17 protein-coding genes are annotated in these 17,570 nt (G+C 68.9%); 3 read left to right on the top strand and 14 right to left on the bottom strand.

Annotation, left to right across the window (positions count from 1 at the left end):
• Positions 1–381: 381 nt before the first annotated feature.
• The 12 genes from ACM6LU_RS09515 to ACM6LU_RS09460 form a co-directional block, all read right to left on the bottom strand.
• The gene (locus ACM6LU_RS09515) at positions 382–2,298 is read right to left on the bottom strand and encodes a peptidoglycan D,D-transpeptidase FtsI family protein (protein WP_414937263.1); all 1,917 of its coding nucleotides are present in this window, start codon (positions 2,296–2,298) and stop codon (positions 382–384) included.
• Positions 2,298–3,002 carry a hypothetical protein gene (locus ACM6LU_RS09510; RefSeq protein ID WP_414937262.1) on the bottom strand — a complete coding sequence of 235 codons (705 nt, stop codon included), beginning with the start codon at positions 3,000–3,002 and terminating at the stop codon, positions 2,298–2,300. The genes ACM6LU_RS09515 and ACM6LU_RS09510 overlap by 1 nt, the downstream gene beginning before the upstream one ends.
• Complete coding sequence (gene rsmH / locus ACM6LU_RS09505; RefSeq protein WP_414937261.1) at positions 2,999–3,958, bottom strand: 16S rRNA (cytosine(1402)-N(4))-methyltransferase RsmH; 960 nt, start codon at positions 3,956–3,958, stop codon at positions 2,999–3,001. Before rsmH ends, ACM6LU_RS09510 begins: the two co-directional genes overlap by 4 nt.
• Positions 3,959–4,161: 203 nt before the next feature.
• On the bottom strand, positions 4,162–4,593 hold the full coding sequence (mraZ, locus tag ACM6LU_RS09500) for a division/cell wall cluster transcriptional repressor MraZ (RefSeq protein ID WP_414937260.1): 432 nt from the start codon (positions 4,591–4,593) through the stop codon (positions 4,162–4,164).
• A gap of 427 nt (positions 4,594–5,020) precedes the next feature.
• A complete protein-coding gene (locus ACM6LU_RS09495; protein ID WP_414937259.1) occupies positions 5,021–5,611 on the bottom strand; it encodes a hypothetical protein in 591 nt (196 codons plus the stop codon).
• The gene (locus ACM6LU_RS09490; RefSeq protein WP_414937258.1) at positions 5,604–6,740 is read right to left on the bottom strand and encodes a WXG100 family type VII secretion target; all 1,137 of its coding nucleotides are present in this window, start codon (positions 6,738–6,740) and stop codon (positions 5,604–5,606) included. Before ACM6LU_RS09490 ends, ACM6LU_RS09495 begins: the two co-directional genes overlap by 8 nt.
• Positions 6,737–7,060, bottom strand: a complete 324-nt coding sequence (locus tag ACM6LU_RS09485; protein ID WP_414937257.1) for a type VII secretion target — start codon at positions 7,058–7,060, stop codon at positions 6,737–6,739. Before ACM6LU_RS09485 ends, ACM6LU_RS09490 begins: the two co-directional genes overlap by 4 nt.
• Positions 7,057–7,584 carry a YbaB/EbfC family nucleoid-associated protein gene (locus ACM6LU_RS09480; protein WP_414937256.1) on the bottom strand — a complete coding sequence of 176 codons (528 nt, stop codon included), beginning with the start codon at positions 7,582–7,584 and terminating at the stop codon, positions 7,057–7,059. The genes ACM6LU_RS09485 and ACM6LU_RS09480 overlap by 4 nt, the downstream gene beginning before the upstream one ends.
• 36 nt (positions 7,585–7,620) lie before the next feature.
• Entirely contained in the window at positions 7,621–8,373 is a 753-nt protein-coding gene (locus ACM6LU_RS09475; RefSeq protein ID WP_414937255.1) for an ESX secretion-associated protein EspG, read from the bottom strand.
• A complete protein-coding gene (locus tag ACM6LU_RS09470) occupies positions 8,370–8,948 on the bottom strand; it encodes a PPE domain-containing protein (RefSeq protein ID WP_414937254.1) in 579 nt (192 codons plus the stop codon). The genes ACM6LU_RS09475 and ACM6LU_RS09470 overlap by 4 nt, the downstream gene beginning before the upstream one ends.
• Before the next feature lie 12 nt (positions 8,949–8,960).
• On the bottom strand, positions 8,961–9,551 hold the full coding sequence (locus tag ACM6LU_RS09465; protein WP_414937253.1) for a DUF3558 family protein: 591 nt from the start codon (positions 9,549–9,551) through the stop codon (positions 8,961–8,963).
• Positions 9,511–9,864, bottom strand: coding sequence for a hypothetical protein (locus ACM6LU_RS09460; protein ID WP_414937252.1), 354 nt, complete (start codon positions 9,862–9,864; stop codon positions 9,511–9,513). Before ACM6LU_RS09460 ends, ACM6LU_RS09465 begins: the two co-directional genes overlap by 41 nt.
• Before the next feature lie 285 nt (positions 9,865–10,149).
• Between ACM6LU_RS09460 and ACM6LU_RS09455 the strand changes: the two genes are divergently transcribed.
• From ACM6LU_RS09455 to ACM6LU_RS09445, 3 genes are all read left to right on the top strand, one after another.
• Positions 10,150–11,238, top strand: coding sequence for an AAA family ATPase (locus ACM6LU_RS09455; RefSeq protein WP_414937251.1), 1,089 nt, complete (start codon positions 10,150–10,152; stop codon positions 11,236–11,238).
• Positions 11,239–11,310: 72 nt separating this feature from the next.
• The gene (locus ACM6LU_RS09450) at positions 11,311–12,585 is read left to right on the top strand and encodes a DUF58 domain-containing protein (protein ID WP_414937250.1); all 1,275 of its coding nucleotides are present in this window, start codon (positions 11,311–11,313) and stop codon (positions 12,583–12,585) included.
• On the top strand, positions 12,582–15,110 hold the full coding sequence (locus ACM6LU_RS09445; RefSeq protein WP_414937249.1) for a transglutaminase TgpA family protein: 2,529 nt from the start codon (positions 12,582–12,584) through the stop codon (positions 15,108–15,110). Before ACM6LU_RS09450 ends, ACM6LU_RS09445 begins: the two co-directional genes overlap by 4 nt.
• A gap of 563 nt (positions 15,111–15,673) precedes the next feature.
• Here the strand turns inward: ACM6LU_RS09445 and ACM6LU_RS09440 are convergent.
• Both ACM6LU_RS09440 and dinB read right to left on the bottom strand, forming a co-directional pair.
• A complete protein-coding gene (locus ACM6LU_RS09440; RefSeq protein ID WP_414937248.1) occupies positions 15,674–16,090 on the bottom strand; it encodes a DUF3040 domain-containing protein in 417 nt (138 codons plus the stop codon).
• A 197-nt stretch (positions 16,091–16,287) separates the two neighbouring features.
• The gene (dinB, locus tag ACM6LU_RS09435; RefSeq protein ID WP_414937247.1) at positions 16,288–17,505 is read right to left on the bottom strand and encodes a DNA polymerase IV; all 1,218 of its coding nucleotides are present in this window, start codon (positions 17,503–17,505) and stop codon (positions 16,288–16,290) included.
• Positions 17,506–17,570 lie beyond the last annotated feature (65 nt).

Here is a 17,570-nt window from a genome sequence, read left to right as displayed (position 1 = left end):
GGCACGCAAGGGCTTCCGACTGTCGCTTGAGGACTTCGGCGATGAGCGGGCCGGGGGTTTCGGGCGGTGCTCGGCGCAGGGAACCGTGCACGGACAGCGACGAGTGCGTTTCGGGCTTGAGGTCGACAGTCCTCGTAGGTCCCGAGGTCCAAGGTCGCCTGACGGCTCGAAATCCACACAGTCCCTCGCGCTCACCGGCCACACGGCGACGGGAGCGGATCACCCACTACCTCGCCGCGTGAAGGACGCCTTCCCCGCATGCCATGCGCGGAAAGTCCCCTTCACCCCGCCAAAAGGCTCCCCACCCCTCGCGAGCCCCGTCCCGCGGGTGAACGTGGTCCGGTGTCGGCAGGACCTTGAGCGACCAACGTCGGCCACCGTTCAGGAGAGCACCAGCGGGACCTGAGGCGTCGGGCCGTCCGAAAGCGGGATCTGGAACCGCTGCGCCAAGTAGGCGGCCACCGAGTGGAACAGCGGCGCGGCCGAGGCCGTGTTCGCCGGCGCGTCCAGCCGGATACCGACGACGAACCGAGGGTGGTCGGCGGGCAGGATCCCGGCGAAGGTGATGTTGTACAGCGAGTTGCTGTACGTCTTCGTCTGCGGGTCGACCTGCTGGCCGGTGCCCGTCTTGCCCGAGATCTGATAGCCCTCCAGCGCCGCCTTCGGCCCGGTGCCGCTCTGTTGCCCGCGGCCGCTCTGCGTCACGGCGCGCATCATGTCGCGCACGGTCTTCGCCGCCTGCGGGCTGATCACCTGCACGGTCTTCGGCGCCGATTCGGGGACGACGGTCCCGTCCGGGTTGACCTTCGCCTTGACCACCCGGGGTTCCACGCGCAGCCCGTCGTTCGCGATGGCCTGGTACATCCCGGCCATCTGCACGACGGTCATCGAAAGCCCCTGCCCGATCGGCAGGTTTCCGAAAGTCGTGGCGTACCACTGGTTGCGCGGCGGCACGACGCCCGGGCTCTCACCGGGCAGGCCGAGACCGGTGCGCTGGCCGAGACCGAACTTCTTGAGGAGTTCCGCGTAGCGGTCCTCGCCGATCTTCTGCGCCAGCAACAGAGTCCCGACGTTCGACGACTTCGCGAAGATCCCGGTGGTGGTGAACTGCTGCGCCCCGTGGTGCCAGGCGTCCTTGACGATCTTGTCCGCGACCTGGAGCGAACCCGGCACGGACATCGACGCCTCGGGTGTGGTGATGCCCTGGTCGATCGCGCCGGCGGCGGTGACGATCTTGTTCACCGAACCGGGTTCGAACGGCGTCGTCACCGCGCGGTTGTTCAGGTTCTCCGTCTCGCTGCGCGAAGCCGGGTCGTTGAGGTTGACCGTCTTGTCGTTGGCCAGCGCGTAGACCTCGCCGGTCTTCGAGTCCATGATGACCGCCTGGCCGCCCTTGGCCTGCGATTTGGTGACGTACTCGCTCAACTGCCGTTGCAGTTCGTACTGCAGGTCGGTGTCGATCGTCAGCTGCAGGTCCGAACCGGGGACGGCGTTCTGGATGTCCCGTTCCGTACCGGGGATGACGAGGTTGTCGTTGCCGTTCCGGGTGTTGACGATCTTGCGGCCGGGCGTTCCGGCGAGGTCGTTGTCCCGCGAAGCCTCGAGGCCATAGCCGCCGTGCAGGTTGTGCTTGGAGGTGTCCTTGTCGTCGGTACGCCAGTTCGCGTAGCCGATGATGTTCGCGCCCACCGAGTCACCGGGGTATTCCCGCTTCGAGCGCTTTTCGACGCTGATCCACGGGAATTCCTTGACGATCGCCTCGGCGACCGATGGTTCGATGTCATGGACCAGGTAGGTGAACCCGTCCGGCTTGTGGAACTTGTCCAGCAGTTCCTGCTCGGTGATCACCCCCGGAAGCTTGGCCGCGATCAGCTTCGCGGCGGCAGCCACCTCGGTCTCGAAGGTCTTGCCCTTGGTCGGGTTCTTCGCGGCGAAGTCGTCCTTGGTCTTGCGGAGCCAGTTCAGGCTCACCGCGAGGGTCCGCACCTCGATGCTGAACGCGATCTTCGTCCCGTTGCGGTCCATGATGGACCCGCGCTGCGCGGGACTTTCGATCACCGACGCCCGCTGCCGTTCCGCGGCTTCGGACAGCGCACCGGCCTCGAACCACTGCACCTGCACCAGTTTGAGGCCGGCAAGCACCATCACGATGATCAGCAGGATCCGGACGCCGGTGAACCGGCTCGGATGCCCCCCGTTGCCCTGCCTGGCGGTGGCGCGGCGGGTCCCGGCGGCGTAGGTCCGCCGCGCGCTCCCCGCCGACCGAGCCCGGTTCTGTGCCGGACGGCCGGGTGACATCACTGGCCTCCCTGCGCCGGGGGTACCACGTCCTCCTGCGGGATCGCGGGCTGGTCGCCCTCGATCAACCCGCCCTGCGTACCCGCGGCGGGCGGCGGCACCACCGTCGAGGTGGGGGGTGTACCTGCTTCGGCCTTCTTCGGTTCACCGACCACAGTGGACTGTCCGTCCGGGCCGACCACGATGTGCGCCGGGTCGCCACCGGGCACCATGCCCTGTTCCCTGGCCTTGGGCGCCAGAGAGGCGGGCGATTCGGCCTTCGCGACCTCGCGTTGCAGCCGTTCCTTCGCCTCGGCGAGCCCGGCGTTGGTCGTGCGGAGCTGTTCGAGCCGGTACGAGTCGGCGATGGCCTGCGTGGTCAGCCACAGTGTGCAGGCCACACCGACGGCCAGCATGCCCATCATCATCAGCACGAACGACGCACGCGAGCGCGGCCAGCGCAGCTTGAGCTGCTTCCTCGGTTCTTCCTTGCCCGCACCACCTTCGGCGTCGGGACGGTTGCGTCGCTGGTCGCGCTGCAGCAGGTCGGCGCGCTGGGCGCGACGGGCGTAGGCACGTTCGGCCGCCGACGTCCGGCCTCGGGAGGCGCGGGTGGACGTCTTGGTCTCGGCGGTGTCCGGCGTCTCCTCGACCGTGCTGGTCGCGCGGGCACGCCGTCCGGGCGCCGGTGTCCGGCGGCCGCGGGACTTCGCGGGAGCGGTCATCGTGCTCGGTCTCCGATCCGTTCGGCGGCTCGCAGCCGCACGGAGGCGGCCCGTGTGTTCTGTTCGGTCTCCGCCTCGCCGGCTTTCTCGGCCCCTCTGGTGAGCAGTTTCAGTTCCGGGCCGTGGCCCGGCAGTTCCACCGGAAGCCCTTCCGGTGTCCGCGATTTCGCCAGTTCCGCGAAGGCCTGCTTGACCAGCCTGTCCTCGAGGGACTGGTAGGCCTCCACGACGATGCGGCCGCCGACGGCGAGCGAGGACAGCGCCCGCGGCATCGCCCGCCGCAGCACCTCCAGTTCGCCGTTGACCTCGATCCGCAACGCCTGGAAGGTGCGCTTCGCCGGATGCCCGCCGGTGCGCCTGCTCGCCGCGGGGACCGCGTCGTACAGCAGTTCCACCAGCCGCCCGCTGCGCGTGAAGGGTTCCTTCTCTCGTTCCGCCACAACGGCTTTGACGATCCGTTTGGCGAATCGTTCCTCGCCGTAGTCGCGCAGGATCCGGATCAGCTCGCCCGGCGTGTAGGTGTTGAGCACGTCGGCCGCGGTGATCCCGGTGGTCGGGTCCATCCGCATGTCGAGCGGAGAGTCCTTCGAGTAGGCGAAACCGCGCTCGGCGCGGTCCAGCTGCATGGAGGAGACACCGAGGTCGAACAGGATCCCGTCCACTCTGGACAGTCCGAGACCTTGCAGCGCGGACGGCATCTCGTCGTAGACGGCGTGCACGAAGTCGACGCGATCACCATGCGGCGCAAGCCGTTTCGCGGAGAGTTCCAACGCGTGGGGGTCACGGTCGAGTGCGACGAGGCGCAGCGCGGGAAACGCGGTGAGCAGCGCGTCCGAGTGACCGCCGAGTCCGACGGTCGCGTCGACCAGCACGGCCTCGCGGTCGGAGAAGACCGGCTTGAACAATTCCAAGATGCGGTCGAGCAGCACCGGAACGTGCTCGTGTTCGCCTGCCATGTCTTCCCCCTTTCCTGTAGTGCCGGGGAAGATGCCGGATGCCGTCAGGTCCCTGTCCGCCCGCCTACTGACCTGGTACCGGGGAAGGTGTACCAGGGCCACTGAGCGGACAGAGGCCTCACGGCATCCGAGTGGACGGTTTCCGGCGTGTCCGAAGCGTGAACCCGCGCCCCCCGACGGGGTGGGTGCTTCCTCGGTCACGTCTAGAAGACGCCCGGCAGAACTTCCTCTCGAGCCTTCGCGTAGCTGTCCTCGTGTTCGTCCAGGTAGCCCTGCCACGCTCGGGCATCCCAGATCTCCAGCCTGGTGATCGCCCCGATCACCACGCACTCCTTGTTCAGCCCGGCGTAGCGTCGGAGCTCGGGCGCGATCGCGACGCGTCCTTGCCCGTCCGGGCGTTGTTCGTCTGTCCCGGCGAAGAGATAACGCTGGTAGGCCCGGACCGCCTCGTTCGTGAACGGGGCGTCGGCGACCTTCCTCGCCATCTGCTCGAACTCGGCCCGGGGAAAGACGAAGAGACAGTGATCCTGCCCCTTGGTGACCATCAGCCCACCGGCGAGCGCGTCGCGGAATTTCGCGGGCAGCGTGAGCCGCCCTTTGTCGTCCAGTTTCGGGGTGTGGGTGCCGAGGAACATCGGCTCCACCTCCCTACCGACTTCGGCTGTGAACAACCAAGGCCGGTCACGGGGCTCCCTACTGCCCCACTGCGCACCACCGTACCCCACTTTTCACCACAGTCAACGCGACAAAAGCCGCGACCACTCCGTCGTGTCAGGCGTTTTCGCTGGTCAGCCAGGTGGCTCCAGGTGGGGGCGTGGTGGGGGACGGTGGCCAAGATCCCCCTGGGCGGGTATCGAAGCAACCTCATCTATGCCTGATGCGTCCGGATATCGGCAGCCGGAACCTCGCTGTGGGGCGGAGTGGGGGCAAAGTGGGGAATCCGGTGTGGAGTGGTGGGGAGCGTTGGGGACACAGTGGAGCGTGACCGTTGGGGCACGGCCCGTGAGTCTTGACGTCGTCGGTTCATCCCAGGTATGCCGCCGTCCTAACCGGACTCTCCACTCAGCGGCGGCGCTTGCGCCGGCGTCCGTTCATCCCGGGCGTGGTGCGACGGCTGATGCCGCGCCAGTCCTTGGGCTTCTCCCTCGGCTCGGGTAGAAGTCGACCGATGCCCTTGCCCACAAACCACCCGGCGACATAACCGGGAATCAGGCTCACGAACATGAAGAACATCAACCATCCGAAGGAGAACGGCGGCCGCGGACGGTCGACGGGAAGTGTGCTGTAGTGCAGCGCCCCGTATCGACCGAGACTCTCGTAGGACACAACCTTGACCTCCCCCGAGAGCTCCGAAGCCGAAGCGACGATCGTGAAAGTCGCCAGCGGCTTGCCCCGTGCTTCCCGATCCCACCGCACTTCCGCGTCACAGGCGTGGATCAGCCAAGCTCTTGTCGCGAGCCGATGACACTCCTGGATGTGGGCGACGCCGAACCGCTCCACCTTTTCCGCGCTGCGGACACCGAGGGAGACGCCGAGTGAGGCCATGAACCAGACTGCCAGTACCGCAACGACGATCCCAGAGAGCATCCTCAGGCCCGGCCGGCCGTGACGCTTCGAGGTCTGGCGGTCGTCCTGTCCGGCCTGATCAGTCATCGTCTTCGAGCGAGCCGCTGATCCGGCCGGTCTTGGGAGGCGTGACTTGGCCTTTGCCGGGCGATCCCCCGTCGTACTGGTCGCGGTTCTCGGCGGCCGCCTTTCCGGCTTCCTTCCCGATCTTCACACCCGTGTTGTCGGCGACCTTGCCCCAGGTGGTGTTCTCCATCCGCTCCGCGCCGCCACGGGCGTGCTTGAGCAGACGCTCGGCGCCCGTCGTGTCCGAATCGAGAGCCGTCTTGGCCAGCTTTAGGTTGTCGGCTTTGAAAGCGTCCAGCGTGTTGTCACTGGCTTTGATCGCCTTGTTCGCCTCGCGCCCCAGTTCGGAAGACTTTCGCCCCAGCGCCTGTGCCGCCTCCCGGGCCCGGCCGCTTGATCCTTCGAACCGTTTCACGAACCTCTGGATCGCGCTCAGGAGCTTGCCGAGCTTCTTCTGGATCTTCGCCATGACCTTGACCGCGTCGGCGAAGACGCTCGCGGTGAACGCGGCGACCGAACCACCGAGGGTGAACCACGACGAGGCGAGAGCCAGCAGCGCACGGGTGATCACGTCGCTGATGAAGCCGGCGATGATGTCGAAGATCAGTGCTCGCGCGGTCGCCACCACCATGCCGCCGGTGGTGATCCACTGCGCCGATTCCTTCGCCTCCGCGGCGACGTCACGCAGAGACTGCGTGTACTGCAGCGCGACGCGGCGGTAAGCGATGGCCGCGTCACCGTCCCATCCGGATGTCGCGCTCAGGGAACCGTCGTAGTCGCCGGCAACGGCTTCGAGTTCTCCGGCGATGTTGTTCCAGGTCTGCGCCGCCTGCTGGACCAGATCGGGGTCACCGGTGAGCAGTTCCAGCGGCTCACGGATGAAGTCGAGGTTCTCCATCAACCAGCCGACGCCTGCCTTCACCAGCTCACCGAGCGGATTGAGGACCATCGACAGCAGGTCCAGTCCGACCGAGACCCCGTCCATGGCGAGCGCGAACGCGTCGATGTCCTCGTCGGGTTTTCCTTTCATAGTGCCGATCAAGCCCTCGAAGCTGTCGGCGAGACCGGCTCCCTTGAAGTTCTTCTTCTCGTCCTCTTGCTGCGCGACCAGGTTCGGCTCGCTCAGTCGCGCGATCGGTTCTTCGCTCACAGCTTCTTCCCCAGGTCCCGGCCGAGCTGCGCCGCGTCGTCGTCGATCTTCGTGTAGTCCGTCGCCGCCTTCCTCAAGGCGTCGGACAACGCGTCGCCGAGGTTCGCCGCGCTGGTCATCAGCTCGTCGTTGTCGCCCTGGGCGATTCGCAGAACTCCGCCGACCGGTACCGCGCACAGCAGGCCGTATCCCTCGAAACCGCCCAACCCGACCTGGTTCGCCGCCGAAGCCGCGTGCCGGATGCGTTCGGCGAGGTCGGAGACCTGGCCCGCGTGCGCCTTCAGGCGTTCCGGCGAAACGCCGTAGCCCGGCCCGCTCATGAGCGGCCGGTCCAGTCGACGTGCTGGAAGTCTTCACCGTCGTCCTCGTCGGAGGCTGGACGAGTGGGCCGCGATCGAGGTGGCTCAGGATCGGGATCCGCCTCCGTGACGCCGAAACGCGCCGAATCGTCCGGTTCGGGAGCGGCGGGCGGGTCTTCCCGCGGCGGCAGGGTGCTCTTGATGAAATCGACAGCGTCGGAGTCTTCGCCGGTCAGCCCGGCCATGATCTCCAGTGTCCGGTCCGCGGCCCTCGTCGTCGCCTTGCGGTAGGTGCTCATGATCAGCGACGCGAGCTGGGCGGGCGGCCGTTCCTGCGCCTGCGGGGACAGCGCGAGTGACATCAGGCCACCACCGGGGTTGACCGTCACGGTGACCAGCCGATCCGGGCTGCTCAGGGTGACGACGTTGTTCTCCAGGTCGGCTTTCGCCTGTTCCGCCTTGGCGAGCAAGGCGGCGCTGCGCTGTTCCTGTTCGCGCATCCACTCCTGCGGATCACGCACGTGGCCACCGAATGGCACGCTCATTCCGAAACCCCCCTCGGGTCGCCTACTTGTCACAACCTAGCGGTCTGGATCAAGGAGCCCGGCCAGCCGCGCGGCCAGCCGGGGACCGTCCACCGGCGACACGTTCACCCACGCCTGCCCGCCGCGGCCCTCGGTCCGCGCCGCGCAGTACGCGCCGACGTCGGTGTCGAACCAGGTCAGCCCACCGGCCCGGTGGGCCCGGCCGTCGCGGTCGCGGGTCCGCACGGTGAACTGGCCGGCGCTGTAGACCGGCCGCGCCTGGATCGCGAGCACTTCGCGCAGCTGATTGTCCGAAGCCGACGATCGTCCGCCGCCGCCGAACACCGGATCCTCCAGGTCACCGCCGAAGCGCGCCGCGGGCAGGCTGATCCCGTAGCCGGGGCCGGGCCGCAGCGCCGGCAGGACGTCGACGATCGCGGCGAACACCTCGCCGTCGCCGATCCCGGAAAGCGCGATGGTCTGCTCGGGCTGGGTGGCCAGCACGCCGTGCCGCCCGCGCGCGGCCGCGACAGCGCGGAACGGCGCTTCGGCCGTCATGTCGGCCAGCGCCTCGCATTCGACGTAGACCTCGGCGCGCGCGAGCAGGTCGAGCCGCGCTTCGAGGGCGGCATCGAGCCGGTCCCCGTCATAAAGGCCTCGTTCGGCGAGGTTTTCGTAGACCGCGCCGCGGATCTCGGCACGTTCCGCTTCGGTGCCGCCGACGCTGCGGACGGACAGCGGCCATGGCGGCGCCGCGTGGCCAAGGTCGGACCAGAGGACGTCGAACGCCGACGCGGAAACGCGGATCAAGACCGCCCCAGCTCGGGCGGCTTCCCGAAGGAGACCTGCGGGGTCAGCGAACGCAGCGAGACGTCGCGGGTGTTCATCACGTCGACGGCCTTGCGCCTGGCCTCCTCGGCCTCCGCGCGACGGGCCTCCATCTCGTCGGCGAGCGCCGCGAGGGCCAGCAGGTTCCCGCCCGCCGCGGCGCCTCGGATCATCGCGCCCGGATCGAAGTCCACGGGCGGTGGCATGTCCGCCCTGGCCCGCGCGGCCGCCTCGGCCTGCCCGGAGACCGCCTGTCCGAGCGCGGACGAGAGGTCGGCGGACCAGGTCAGCCAGCCCGACGCCGTGGCCAGCACGCCGCGGAGCGCGTCGCCCGCTTCCCCGCGCCAGTTCTCTTCGCTGCTGCCGACGAGTCCGGCCACCTCGGACGTCGCGTCGTGCATGCGCCGCGCGAGCGCGTCCCAGGCGGCACCGATGCCACCCGCCGCTTCGGGGTCATTGCCCGCTTCGACCTCGGCGGCCAGGGCCTCGTGGCTGTAGGCCTCGTACCGCGTGGCCGCGACCGGGACCTCACGCCCCGGCGTCTCTCCTTCAGGCACGGCACCGTCTCCTCAGGGCAGTTTGGGTTCGGCCAATCCCGCCACCGTCACCGCGCGCTCGCAGGCAAGCGTGGTGTCGGTGAAGTTCGTGTTGCTCACGTCGATCTGGACGCTCGCCTTCTCCCCCATGCCGAGCAGGACCGCGCACGTCCCGTCGGCGGCCTTCTTGTCGGCGACCTTGAGCGCCTGCCGGTCGCCGACCTTGATCCTGGTCGCGGTCTTGCGCGCGATCTCGAGGTCGGCCAGCCCGTTCTTCTCGTCCACGGTGACGGTGACGCCGAAGGTCGCGGGCACCGTCCAGTCGCAGGCGCGGGCGCCGTTGATCTCCTTCGGGACGCCGAGCACGTTCACTCCGGCGCTCGACCGGTCCTGCGGTGACAGCAGCGCGCAGGGATCCACTCCGCCACTCGACGCCGGCGCGGAGGACGCGGGAGGCGGGGTGGCACCGTCGCCGGCGGCCGGAATCCGTGCCTGACCTGCGGCCCCATGCCCACAGCCGGACACTGTGAGGACGACGAGCGCACCGAGGACGCCGATACCGGGGAGGCGGGGGCTCAGGGGTTCAGCCGCCGACACAGTCCACACCCGCCGCCGCTTGTTCATCCTGACGGGTGTACTTGGCCAACGCTTTCTCGATCCGGTTCTTGAGCGCGTCGAGTTCCTTGCCGAACGCGGTGAGAGCCTCGACCGCAGAGCCTTCGGCGCCGATCCCGTACTGCGCCATGAACCGGCCGACCTCGTCCGCGTATCCCCCGCCGAGGGGAACCGTGCGGCCGAGCACCTTGGCCTCGCGGACCATCTGGCCGACCACGTCCTGCAGGGCGGAGATCTTCACGTGGGCGTCGGCGGCCAGCTCCGGGGCGACCGCGAACCCACTCAGATCGAACCTGGGGCGGGCGGTTCTCACCTCGCTCATATGCGATTACGCCTCTCCGTAGTCGAGCGACCTCGCACCGGAGCATACGACAAAACCCCGTGTCAGCGGGAGCACCCGAAAACCCGTTCACCTCACCCGATCGAGGTAAGGTCTCTGGTTGCACAGAGTCATCGACTGGGGTTGACGGGGTTCCCCCCAAGAGTTCGCCCGAGTTTGACACACTTCGTGGGAGGCTGACCGCTGCTCGGGGGACAACCCGAGTGAAGAAAAGCTGACCTTCAGCAGATCCAGCGGACGACCAGCCACGTGGCATCAGGAGGTCGAGTGACGTCGAGAATCCAGTCTGCGACGCCCGGCGAACACCAGGGCGAGCAGGCATCCGGGCAAGCGCCGTACCCCACGGCAGCGGGCTCGGTCAGCGGCCGGCAGAACGGCCGTGACGGCAGAGCGTCGCTCGACGAACTGCACGAGACGGCGCGGCGGATCGCCGCCAACGTGGAGCGGGTACTGGTCGGCAAACCCGACGTCATCCGCATCGCGCTCGTGACTCTGCTCGCCGAAGGCCACCTCCTCGTCGAGGACGTCCCCGGGGTCGGGAAGACCTCGCTGGCGAAGGCGCTGGCCCGCTCGATCGACTGCACCGTGAGCCGGATCCAGTTCACCCCCGACCTGCTGCCCAGCGACGTCACCGGGGTGTCCATCTACAACCGGCAGACCGGCGGGTTCGAGTTCCGGCCCGGCCCGGTGTTCGCGAACATCGTGGTCGGCGACGAGATCAACCGCGCCTCGCCGAAGACGCAGTCGGCGCTGCTCGAATGCATGGAAGAGCACCAGGTCACCGTCGACACCTCGACGTACCACCTCGAAGAGCCGTTCATGGTGATCGCCACCCAGAACCCGATCGAGATGGAGGGCACCTACGCGCTGCCCGAGGCCCAGCGGGACCGGTTCACCGCGCGGGTGTCCATCGGCTACCCCGACCAGCAGGCCGAACTGGCCATGGTCGACGAGCACGCCGGGCACAACCCGCTGGCCGATCTCGAGCCCGTCTCCGACCGCGAGTCGGTGCAGCGGCTGATCGAGACGGTCCGGTCGGTGCACATGTCGCCGGAGGTCAGCCGGTACGCCGTCGAACTGGTGTCCGCGACCCGGCAGGTGCCGGAGATCCGTCTCGGTGCCTCGCCGCGGGCGACCCTGCAACTGGTCCGCTCCGCCCGTGCGCAGGCCGCGCTTTCGGGCCGCGAATTCGTCGTCCCGGACGACCTGCACACGGTCGCCGTCCCGGTGCTGGCGCATCGTATGGTGCTCACCACCGAGGCACACGCCGCCCGCCGTTCGGCCACCGACGTGGTCCGCGCGATCCTGCACCGCGTCCCCGTTCCGCAGGGCTCTTCGGGCACGAACCACCGCTGAGCAGAAAGTCCATCCATGCCCCCGCCCCCGCCCTCAGCGGACGAGCTTCGCTCGGCTGATTGGACCTAGCGCATGTTGCGTGCTCTGTCCGGCCTGACCACACGCGGCCGCTGTCTCCTCGCCGCCGGCGTCGCCGCGGCGGTGTGCTCGTTCGTGCTCAACGAACGGGACCTGCTGCGGGTCGCGGTGTTCGTCGTCGCCCTGCCGTTGCTGGTCGCCTTCTTCATCTCGGCGACCCGGCTGCGGCTGGGCGCGGCTCGCACGCTGCGCCCGGACCGGGTCTCGGTCGGCTCGCCGGGCGAGGTCCAGCTCGAACTCTGGCGCAACGGCAGGCTTCCCGCCGGTGAGGTGCTGCTCGAAGACGGCGTGCCGTACGCGCTGGGTTCACGGCCGCGCTTCGTCGTCGAGCGGCTGCCCCACGACCGGAAGGTCGCGCTGCGGTACCCCTTGCAGCCGGTACTGCGCGGGATCCAGCAGGTCGGCCCGCTGCGGGCGACGATCACCGACCCGTTCGGGCTGTGCGAGTTCGAACGCGAGCTGATCGGGCATTCGCGGCTGGTCGTCGTGCCGAAGGTGGTCGGCCTGTGGGGTCTGCCCAGCGGTGCCGGGATCGGCGCCGGTGACGACGGCAGCATCCGCCTGCACGCCGGGCAGGGTGAGGCGGACGTGATCGTCCGGCAGTACCGCCAGGGCGACGACCTCCGGAAGGTCCACTGGCGTTCGACCGCCCGCCGCGACGAGATCATGGTCCGCGTCGAGGAACGGCCGTGGCGTGGCGGCACGACGGTCCTGCTGGACCACCGCGCGGCCGCGCATCACGGCACCGGTCCCGCCGCGAGCCTGGAATGGGCCGTCTCGTTCGCCGCTTCGGTGGGGTTGCACCTGCGCCGTTCCGGTCACCGCGTCCGGCTGATCACCGAACACGGCCAGACCCTCGCCGACACCCCCGGTGAGGGTGGCGAGCACTACGACAACATCGTGCTCGACGTCCTCGCCGCGCTCCAGCCCGCGCACCAGCGCGACATCACCCTCGGCCACGATCCCGCCGAAGGACAGGAACTCATCGCCGTGCTCGGCACTGTCAGCAACGAATCGGTGCACGAGCTGTCCCGGTACCGCCCGCGCGGGATCCGGAGCCTCGCGGTGCTGCTCGACACCCCAGGCTGGTCCTCGGGCGTCAACCGGCCCGAAACCCGGGCCGCCGCCAGCGAAGAATCGGTGGCGCTGCTGCGCGCCGCGGGCTGGGGAGTCGTGATCGCGGGACCCGGATCGCCCATGCAGCAGGTCTGGGCCGAGCTGTGCCGGACAGCCACCCGCCGGGGCACGCTGATCGGAGGCGGCCTGTGACCGCGACAGCGCCACCCCTCCCGCACACCCCCAAACCGCGTCCCGAGGCGCCACCACCGGTCTGGACGAGCAGTGTGCTCGCGCCGGTCGCCGCCGGGCTCGCCACACTGTTCGCCTCGACCTCGCTGACCGGCGTCGTCTCCGGCTGGGCGTGGTTCGGCTACCTGCTGGTCGCCGTCGTGCTGATCGCCTCCACCGGGCTCGCCCTGCGCTCGCTGCGCGCGCCGACCATCGTCGTCGGCCTGGCTCAGCTGCTGGTGCTGTTGTTCCTGATCACCGGGGCGTTCACCACCAGCGGGATCCTGAAGATCATCCCCGGCCCGGACGCGCTCGAAGAACTGCGCGGCGTGCTCGCCGCGGCGGCCGAGCAGATCCGCGTCGGGCTGCCGCCCATCGAGGGCACGCCGCCGATCCTCTGCCTGGTGACCATCGCGATCGGCCTGGTCGCGGTGCTGGTCGACACCCTGGCCGTGGCCGCCGCCGCGCCCGCCGCCACCGGCCTGGTGCTGCTGTGCGTGTACGCCGTGCCCGCCGCGCTGGCCGAGGACATGCTGCCGTGGTGGACCTTCCTGCTCGGCGCGGGCGCGTTCGCCGCACTGCTCGCCGTCGACGGCAACCACCGGCATCGCCGCTGGCGCAACCGGGAAGCGCCCGGACTGGGCAACTCGGCGAGCACGCTGTCCGCTCCCGTCGGCGTGGTGAGTGCCGCGATCGCGCTGGGCCTGGTCATCGGCACGGCCGCCACCGGCGTCGGCACGGTCGGCAGTCTCCCCGGCGGAACCGGGTCGGGCCGGGGTGGCGCGGGCGGGTTCGGCGTCGAGCCGTTCACGCAGCTGCGAGGCCTGCTCGACCAAGGCGAGAACGTGGAACTGTTCAAGGTCTACGGGATGGGCGCGGACAAACGACTGCTGCGCGCGTTCACCCTCGACACGTTCACCCCGAACAAGGGCTGGGGACTGGCGCAGAACGGCCGCGCCCAGCAAGGTGTGCAGGCCAACCAGCCGCTCCCGCTCGTCAAGGGTGACGACGGCGAGGGCGCCGGACGCGAGATCCGGATCGAACCGACGAACTGGGTCGACAACTGGCTGCCGATCTACGGTGTGCCGCGGACGCTCGCCGGGCTGGCCGACAACTGGCTGTACGACCCGGTCGGCGGTGCCGTGTTCACCACGACCAAGCAGAACGCGCCCGCCTACACCGAGACCGCGGCGATCAAAGAACCGTCGAAGGAACAACTCCGCCTCGACGACGCTCGCCTTGCCGAAGTGCCGCTGCAGTTCACCCAGGTCGACAGCGTCGACCCCAGGGTGGTCGCGAAGGCCAAGCAGCTGACGGAGAACGAGTCCAACAACTTCGACAAGGCCCAAGCGCTCTGGTCGTTCTTCACCGCGCAGAACGGCTTCGTCTACGACACCAAGACCGCCGACGCCACCGATTCCGACGCGCTCGCCGACTTCATCCTCAACGGCAAACGCGGGTTCTGTGAGCAGTTCGCGTCCGCGATGGCCGTGATGCTGCGAGCGGTCGGCATCCCGTCGCGGGTCGCCATCGGCTTCACCTCCGGCACACCGAAGGGCGATCACCTCTCGATCAGCTCCGAGGACGCGCACGCGTGGGTCGAGGTGTACTTCCAGACGAAGGGCTGGGTCAGCTTCGACCCGACCCCGCTGGTCGACGGCCGCGCGGTCGTCCCGCCGTACCTGCAGACCGACACCAGCGCCTCGAAGACCAACGACACCCAGGAAGTGCCGACCGGGCCGGCGTCGAGCGCCCCCGCGACCGGCACGCCGCGTGACCCGGGCGCGGACCCCGGCGCGGACGGCTCCGGGGACCAGCAGGAGGAGGAGCCGCTGTGGCCCGCCATCCTCGCCGGGCTTCTCGGCGGACTGGCGGCCGCGGTGAGCGTGATCGTGATCGTGCGCACCCGCTTGAGAAACCGGGCGCTCCTGCGCTCGTCGCCCGCCCCGTCCCGATCCCCGGACTCGCCCGTTCCCGTCCGTAAGGAGGGCGGGTTCCTGGACAACCCGAACGTGACGAACTGGCTCCCGCTGATCGCCATCGGACTGTGGGTGGGGGCGTTCGCGTTCCTCGCGGCGTGGGTGTCGTGGTGGTTCGCGCTGGTCCTGGTGGTCGTGCTCGGCGGGCTGGGTACACCGACGGCGATCCGCGAGATCAAACGACGGCTCCGGCTGCAGAAGATCGCGTCCCACTCCCCCACCGCGGCCGACGCGGCGTGGCGCGAACTGATGGACGAGTGCGCGGACCGCGGCCTGCCGCTCTCCGACGGTGACACGGTGCGCGTCGCGGGCCGGAAGGTCGTCGAGAAGCACCGTCTGGACGAAGAAGGTCGCTCCGGCCTGCGGACGGTCATCGGCGTCGTGGAGAAGTCCTGGTACTCGGACGAGCCGCCGGACGACCAGGCGCTGGGCCCGGCCTTCGACGAAGTTCGCAAGAGCCTGAAGCGGAACGCGCCCATGTCGTGGAAGGGCCGCCTGTTCCCGCGGTCGCTTCGGCGAGGGAAGTAGACGACGTGCTTTGCGTAAAGGGCCGTTAGAGTACATGAAGGCCCCTTCCTTGCGCTAGCGCAAGCGTCCCGGCGAAGTCGCGGAGCTGGTCAAGCGGGTGGTGAGTGGGCGATTGGGGTTCTCCCCGACCTGTATCTACCTACCCGCCGAAACGGTGTCATCCTCCCCACTCGACCGAGTTGACCATGATCAACGGAGGATCGGGGACGTGGAGTGTCCCCCATCCTCCGTTGATCAAGGCCCGAGGCCCCGCGCCGTCGGGCTGATTCACGTGGGCAAGTAACTACCGATCCGCCCCCACCCGACTTACCCACCCCCGGCCGAAACGTGACTCAGACGTCAAGCGCGGCCGCCCCCGGTGTCGCGAAAGCCACTCTCGCGACACCAGAGGTCCCGAAAGTGGCTTTCGCGACACCGAAACGGCAATTGCGCGACTTTGCCGGAGCCCTGTACCTAGGGCGCAAGGAAGGGGGCCTCATGTACCCGAGGGCGACTGAACGCGCATGACAACGCGAACAGGCCGACAAGGCAATGCCTTGTCGGCCTGTTCGCGTGTGTGAGAGCTACTGCTCCTCGAAGCGCTGGCGGAAGCGCTCTTCCATGCGCTGGGTGAAGGAACTCCGGCGTGGGGACGACTTGCCGCCGCCACCTCCGCCCGATCCCTGGCCACCGCCGTCCTTGCCGTCTTCCGCCTCGGCTCCATGCCGAATCGACGTGACGGCCATCATGACTCCGAAGAACATCACGAGGAACCCGAGCACGCTGATCACCGGGATGTCGGCGACCCGGATGTTGACCACCACGCCAAACACCAACAGCGTGACGCCGACCACGAACAGGGCGATGCCCTGCAAACGCCGTCGGCGGGCAGGGCGGCGCAACCGGGTGCCTCGCACCGTGGATGCGAACTTGGGGTCCTCGGCATAGAGCTCGCGCTCGATCTGATCGAGCAGCCGCTGCTCATGCTCGGAGAGTGGCATCTTTCCTCCTCCGGCACAGCTGTCGCGGGCGCCGGGCCGCGCAACGTCATGGACCCAACAGACAACCCCAGGCGGGGTGTCTCTGTCCAGGATACGAGCCCCGCGCTCGTCCGACTACCCGATCCCGTATCCAGAAGGGATCGAATTGGCCGAAACCACCCGACTCGGCTCTCTCGAAGACGGTTGAGCGGGCGATGTCACTGGTCACGGGGGGTCAGCAGTGAGGCGGGCCGCACCGCGGCGGCGCCGAACTTCGACCTCGCGACGTCGGCGGCGACTTCCGCAGCACGCCAACGGGGTTCGGGAGAGTCGAAAAGTAGCTGCTCTCCATCACTCTCCGTGTCCAATCCTTCGACTCTTACGCCGATCAGGCGGACTGCGCCCGTCGGCGCGTGCTCGGTGAGGAGTTCGACGGCGGTGCGGTGGATGTCGCGGGCCACATCCACCGGGACGGCGGTCGTCCTGGCACGGGTGATCGTCTTGAAATCCGCGAACCGGACCTTGATCGACACCGTCCGCCCGCGCAGCCCCCGGCGGCGCAGGGTGGCGGCGACACGTTCGGACAGCCGGAGCAGTTCCAGTCCGAGCGCCGAACGGTCGTGGAGGTCGACATCGAAGGTCACTTCGGCGCCGAGCGACTTGTCCGGTGTCTCCGGGATCACCTCGCGCTCGTCGTGCCCGTTCGCGAGCGCCCACAGGTGCTCCCCCAGCGCCCGCCCGAGCGAGCGCCTCAGCCGGGGCAGTGGCGCGGCGGCGACGTCGGCGATCGTGTCGAGGCCCTGCTGCCGCAGGTGCTCCTCGGTGCGCTTGCCGACGCCCCACAGCGCCGACACCGGCAGTGGACGCAGGAACGCGAGCGTCTCGGCCGCCGGGACGACGACCATGCCGTCCGGTTTCGCCATCCCGGACGCCAGCTTCGCGACGAACTTGACCTTCGCGACGCCGACGGAGCAGTTGATCCCGTGTTCGGCGGCCACCCGCTCCCGGATGAGGGCGCCGAGCCTCGCGGGCGAAGAGTCCAGCCGCTTGAGCGCACCGCTGACGTCCAGGAAGGCCTCGTCCAGGCTCAGCGGCTCCACCAGTGGTGTCAGCTCGCGGAAGACCCCCATGACACCCTTCGACACCTCGCCGTAGAGCCCGGGCGTCGGGGTGATGCAGATCAACTGCGGGCAGAGCCGCTTGGCGGTCGAGAACGGCATGGCCGACCGGACACCGAACTCCCGCGCCGCGTAGCTCGCGGCCGCCACGACCGACCGGGGACCGCCGCCCGAGACGACCACCGGTCTGCCTTCCAGCTCCGGACGCGTGCGCAGCTCACAAGACACGAAAAAGGCGTCCATGTCGACATGCAGCAGACCGCAGCCGGTGTCGTCCGGCCAGGTGGTGGCCCCGGTGGTCACCCGGTACCGGGCCATCCCACCTGGCAGTTCAGCGTTTCTTCCCATGTCTATTTGTCGCGCTGTGTCTATTTGTCGCGCGC

Source organism: Amycolatopsis sp. cmx-11-51 (assembly GCF_047608665.1).
GTDB lineage: Bacteria > Actinomycetota > Actinomycetes > Mycobacteriales > Pseudonocardiaceae > Amycolatopsis.
This window is presented reverse-complemented; position numbering and strand designations above follow the sequence as displayed.